The sequence below is a fragment of the Candidatus Alcyoniella australis genome (genome assembly GCA_030765605.1).
Taxonomy (GTDB): Bacteria; Lernaellota; Lernaellaia; order JAVCCG01; family Alcyoniellaceae; genus Alcyoniella; species Alcyoniella australis.
On sequence record JAVCCG010000154.1, the window covers coordinates 1 to 5,528 of the forward strand.

5 protein-coding genes are annotated in these 5,528 nt (G+C 57.0%); 2 read left to right on the forward strand and 3 right to left on the reverse strand.

Annotated elements, in window-relative coordinates; all coding sequences use genetic code 11:
- The first annotated feature begins 197 nt into the window (after positions 1–197).
- Positions 198–830 carry a TetR/AcrR family transcriptional regulator gene (locus P9M14_18430; GenBank protein ID MDP8257728.1) on the forward strand — a complete coding sequence of 211 codons (633 nt, stop codon included), beginning with the start codon at positions 198–200 and terminating at the stop codon, positions 828–830.
- A 24-nt stretch (positions 831–854) separates the two neighbouring features.
- Here the strand turns inward: P9M14_18430 and P9M14_18435 are convergent, their stop codons facing one another.
- From P9M14_18435 to P9M14_18445, 3 genes are all read right to left on the reverse strand, one after another.
- Entirely contained in the window at positions 855–2,303 is a 1,449-nt protein-coding gene (locus P9M14_18435; GenBank protein ID MDP8257729.1) for a hypothetical protein, read from the reverse strand.
- A gap of 167 nt (positions 2,304–2,470) precedes the next feature.
- Positions 2,471–3,304, reverse strand: a complete 834-nt coding sequence (locus P9M14_18440) for a hypothetical protein (GenBank protein ID MDP8257730.1) — start codon at positions 3,302–3,304, stop codon at positions 2,471–2,473.
- Between the two features lie 151 nt (positions 3,305–3,455).
- Complete coding sequence (locus P9M14_18445; GenBank protein ID MDP8257731.1) at positions 3,456–4,808, reverse strand: metallophosphoesterase; 1,353 nt, start codon at positions 4,806–4,808, stop codon at positions 3,456–3,458.
- Between the two features lie 144 nt (positions 4,809–4,952).
- Here P9M14_18445 and P9M14_18450 point away from each other — a divergent pair.
- Positions 4,953–5,528 (forward strand): twin-arginine translocation signal domain-containing protein (locus P9M14_18450; GenBank protein MDP8257732.1); only part of this gene is annotated, 576 nt, incomplete at its 3' end.

Consider the following 5,528-nt stretch of genomic DNA (forward strand, 5'->3'; position numbering starts at 1 on the left):
CGATGGATCACCAGCGGGCAGACCCCGTGATTGCGCCAGACGCGGATTGTGGGCAAAACCAGGGCGATCACCAGGTAGACGCTGACTGCGATTGGAAATGCGATGCATTCCATTGTTTCCCTTCCGGTTCAATCTCTGCTATATATTGTGAGTAAATGCTCACATTAGGGCAACTCGCATTTGCCGAAGGAAGGGCCATGAGGCGGGAAAACGCGATAAAACCAAGGAAAGCAGCCATTCAGCAGCGTTCGCAGTTCACTGTCCAACAGATTTTGGAGGCCGCGACTCAGGTTTTTTCCAAGCACGGTTACGCGGGCACCACCACCAACCACATTGCCCAGCGCGCTGGCGTGTCGATCGGGTCGCTCTACCAGTACTTCCCCAACAAGGGCGCAATTTTGCACGAACTAGTGAAGATGCATCTTGAGCAGAGTACGGCAATGCTCGATCAATTTCTCGATAGTATCGATGGAACCACGGTTGATCTTCACGATATTTTGCAGACCGCAGTGCGCATTACATTGGAGTTGCACACCCAAAATCCGCAGCTACACTATGTGCTGCTTTCAGAGGCGATCTGGCCTGCTGAGGTGATGCAGCAGCTGCACGCGATTGAAGATCGATTCGCAGCGCTGGTCCAACAACTGCTCGCCTCGAGACCGCAGGTCACGCATCGCCACCCGGAACACGCCGCCTACCTGATGGTGCATATTGTTAAAGATCTGGCGCACGAATTCGTGGTCCATCCACCGCAGGAGATGGATCAGGAGCAGTTTATCGAGGAGATAGTCGTTCTGCTTGAGGCCTATCTTGCGGCCCCACATCAATAGCCTTAAGATTGATTACGTTGGAAGCTAGTCGCTGCGCTCGATCAGTTTGCGGGATAGAGTCAGGTTCCATTCAATTGAATACATTATTGCAGCTTGTTCTCTTTGCGTCTTGGTCAATCGTTTGCCCAGGCGGCCCAGTTGCTTAAGATATGATCGTAGTTGTTTGAAAGCCTTGTCGCGCGCCGCGCCCTGTGACTGGTTATAGTTGCGCACTACTTCATCAATTCGGCATTGCACGTCGCTGATCTCCCGTTCCAATTCCTGTCGCACGGCCTGCGATTTTCCTTTGGCCCGCTGAAATGAATCGGCCAGGGTTTCCAAGGACTGCACGACTGGTTGCAGGCGATCGGTCAACTGCGAACTGTTCAATGCAAGCGATGTTGGCGCTGCTTCTTTTCTCTTTGGATTGAGATACGATGCGTTGCCGCTTTCCCGTTGTTTGATTTCATCTGCTGTGAGCAACTTCGCCGAATGGATTTCCTTTAGAGGCGAGTCATTGCTGACAATCGGTGAAAACGGGTCCGAGCTGTTGATGTCCACAACCCGCGTAAAATAGTGCGCCCAGGCATGATCCTCGCCATAGCCGGTGTCGGTAATGCCGACGGTTTCCACTTCGGAATCGAGCATGTCCGGGTAAAGTTCGAGCAGATGTTTGATCTTCATATATGAAGAGTTTTGCTTGAAACTATCGGGCGGTGAAATCCGTTTCGGCTTTCGATAGAGTAAAAAGTAGCGATAAATGAAGTGCGGCGAACTGAGAAAACCGTCATGTTCTTCAATTGTCGTATAGATAATATCCTCAATGCCCAGATCGTCGCGCGCCGTCTCGACAATCGGTTGCGGAGAAGCGCTGCTGATGATGATCTTTAATTGCGGGTATTTTTTCCGCAGGGCTTCGAAATCCTCACGAAAGAACACCTGGTCGCCGGAATATCGGTTCCAGAGCCTGCGGCTCATGTTGCGCAGCGCGTCAAGGGAGAATTCAGTCATGTGGTGCATCAAGGCCAGTCGCGGCACTTCCTGCACCACGGCCACCGGATGCGCTCCGAACAGCCGGTACCTCAGCCGGTTGCTCCACGTGCGGCGCCCGGCCAGCTTGCCGCAGAATAAATAGAACAGGCCTGGAAACGTCCACAGGCGCGCACCGCGCAATATATATTTGAGCATGGCCAGCGGCTGATCTTTGGCAAACAGAAAGCGGCTTTGAATGCGCTGGGAATCGATGCGGGCCATGTAATCTTCACCGTAACAGGAGCCGGCCGAGAGCTCCCAACCCAGCAGCTCACCCAGGTTGCGCCCAAAATGAAAAGTCCGATCCAAGTCCATGACCAGGTATTTTGTTTTGTCGGTTATCACCTGATCTAAAATCTCGCTGCCGCGTAAATAACCGCCGTGCACAGTGATGCGATCGACCAGCCGCGTGTAATTGGCGTCTGGACCGCGACTGGAACCAATAAACCGTTTTAAGTCCATGCTGTTTGTCTCGTTGGCTTTCGTTTAATGGGGTCAACGGGGAATACGATACTAAATCCACGGGTTGTCGTCTGTTGCCTGCATCGGGCGATGTAGCATTGTAAACCATTCCCGCGAAAAAAAGCCCTCCCCAGGCGGGGAGGGCTCTCATTGGAGAACGGAAGAGGCTACTCCTGGATTTCGATCACGCCGTAAGTCGGCAGGTTGAAGCCCGGGTAGTAGTCGTTGAGCTCGTTGATGAACTCGTCGGCCAATAACTGATGCCCTAACTCATTGACGTGAACGTCGTCCAGCAGAATGTCGGTCATCGTGAGCTTCTCGCCGTCGTATAGAAGCTTGTCGTTGATCAGCGCCGTCATCAGCGCGTCGAGGTCCACCATCGTGTAGTCGGGATAATCCGCGATCTCGTCGGCAATCGCATCGTTGTACAGCACGCGATCAGCGAACGGGCAGGAAAGCGCGTTCATCATCAGCACCGGCACGTTGGCGCCGAAGAACGGTGCGTCGTTCTTCGAGTTGCTCAGCGTGTCCAGGTAGTCCGCCACGCGGCCCTGGAAAGTCGGCACGTCCGGGTCGTCGTCCAGGTAGTGGAAGAAAGCGTCGACCGCCGGGAACCAAGTGCTGTCGCCCGAGAGGTCGTCCACGTCGGTGTACCAGTAGACCCACATCTCCGGCGTGTACTCGACGCAGGCGTCCATCACCGTCCAGACCTGCTCCAACAGCTTGCCCGGGTAGAACGTGTTGTAGTCGCCGGGGCCCAACGGTCCGAACGGGTCGCCCGCGCCGCTGCCCACGTCGGTGTTGTAGCTGTTCGAGGAGCCCGCGATCGAGATCAAGGTGAACAGCCCCTTCATCTCGTCTGTCAGAGCTTCGCAGTCGTATTCGTCATCGTCGTCGTCGTCGTCATCGTCGTCATCATCGCCGTTGTCGCAGGCCAAGCCGGAGGCCAGCAGGCCCAGCGCGAGCAGCAGGATGAACGCAATCCACATTTTCGGTTTCATAACGGTCCTCCCTGTTCTGTATTTTGTATATCCGATAGATATCGCAACCAACGCGCTGGGTCAAAGAGATCAGCGCAGCTTGGAGCTGCGGCAAGGCTCACGCAGTACGCTGGTTCTATATTGGACGACTCTCTTCGCGGCCAGCCTTGTTTTACCCGCAGCACCCGTTGTCGTCGTCGTCATCGTCGTCAGCGTTGATGTCGTCGTCATCGTCAACATCATCGTCGTCAATGTCGTCGTCGTCGTCGTCGTCGGGGTCGGGCTCGGGCGGATCGCCGATCTCGAGGGTGTCGATGATCGTGCCATCGGAGATGATCGACTCGAGCTTGAGGTAGTCGCCGTTGATTTCAATCAGGCAGAAGCCGAAGTGTTCGAAGTCGCCGTTGGGCTCGAAGAACTGGGAGTAGGGGTTGTGCGCCGGGTTGCCGAAGAACGTGGGCAGGGCCCCGCCGTTGCCCGCCACCATCCAGTAGATGCCGTCCTTATAGCTGCGTTCGTAGCTGTGCTCGTGGCCCATTAGCACCATGTCCAGCTCGTACTCCTCGGCCAGCGGTACGATGAACTCCTGCGCCTGATGTTCGGTGTTGTCGGTGGGCCAGCGAAACGACGAGGTAAAGGCCGGAATGTGGAACAGCATAAACTTCCAGGTGATGTCCGGGTTGAGCGCTGTTTCTTCCAAATCGTCGGCGATCCATTGGTACTGCGCGTCGCCGGGCTGGAACCCATGTTCGGTGCTGACCACCACGAAGTGGGCGTTGGAGTAGTTAAATGAGTAGTAGAACTCGTTGCCCGAAAGCGATTGCTCGCCGGGATTGGAGAAGATCGCCGAGTAGACGTCCTTGCCGTCGATCCCTTCTTCCTCGCGGTCCTCGTGATTGCCGTAGATCGGGTAGTAGGCGCTGCGCGCAGCCACGGGCGCGGACGTTGCCAGGGCGATCTGCCACAGTTGCATGTCGTGACCGTCGTTGACGATGTCGCCGACGTTGAACATGAAGTCGAAGTCGTACTGCGCCATGCGCTCGATCACGCCCTGGTGAAACTGGTTGGTCTCGCCCAGGGGGTAGAGCGGATCGGAGCGCGAGTCGCCGTAGACCACAAAGCGGAACGGCTGATCAGGGTCGGGCGCGGAGGCAAAGGTGCTGTCCGCGCTGGACGCATCACCGAGGGTCACCGCGTAGTGGTACAGGCTGTCCGGCTCCAGATTCTCGATGGTCGTGCAGTAGGCGTAGCGCTGCACCAGGTCGTACCAAGTTACTGCGCCGAACAGCAGGTAGTGTCCCCAGGTGGCGTCGAGCAGCTCGCCCGAGACAAAGATCTCGGAGCCGTAGTCCGCGGTCGGGCCGAAATTTATCGCCGCGAGCTGGTTGGACTCGGACTGAAAGCAGATGTCGATCGACGTGCGCGTGACGTTGGTGACGAACGGCGAAATCGTGAACTCGGCCGCCTGGGCCGAACCGACGAGCGCCGAGAGGATCAACAGCGAGAGTACGATTGTTTTTTTCATATGTGGATTATACTGCAACGGGCAGCCAGTAAAAGTGGTGTATCGCATCGTGGCTTGAGCTGACCTTGGCGGATGCTTCGCCAAGGCCGCCGGTTGGTTTAAAATATTGGCAAACTAATTTCGATCAATCGGTGGAGGTAGGCAATGTCGCAGAGAATCACGCGAAGAAGGTTCGTCGGGCAAGCCGCGGCAGCAGGCGCGGCCCTGGGCGCCGGAGCGTTGGCCGGTTGCCACAAGGGCTCGGCTGTTGATGCGGCTGCGCGCGAGTACAGCGGCAAGCGGCTGCTCGGCGCCTACGCAGGCGACCCGAACGTGCCCAAGGTGCTGCTGATCTCCATCGATTCCCTTGACCCGCGGATCCTCGGGTTGGATCGCAACGGCGAACCAGGCGGCAAGCCCGGCGATTGGCTGATGCCCAACGTGCGCGAGTTCCTGGATCGCAGCACCAACTTCGAAGACTCGCGCTGCTATTTGCCCGCGGCCACCGACATGAACCATCTCAACGCCGTGGCTGGTACGCATTCGGGTTTAACCGGCGTGTTCGGCGTGTCGCTGCAGGTCTTTGATTGGAACCGCGACGGCACGGCCAAGGTGGTGCACACCGACCTGGCGTATACCCGCGACGATCGGGGGCGCAAGCTCGATACGCTGTTCACCGCGTTCAAGCGGCGCTGGCCGCAGTCGCGCACGCTTTATGCCGCGGGCAAGGGCTGGGTGGCG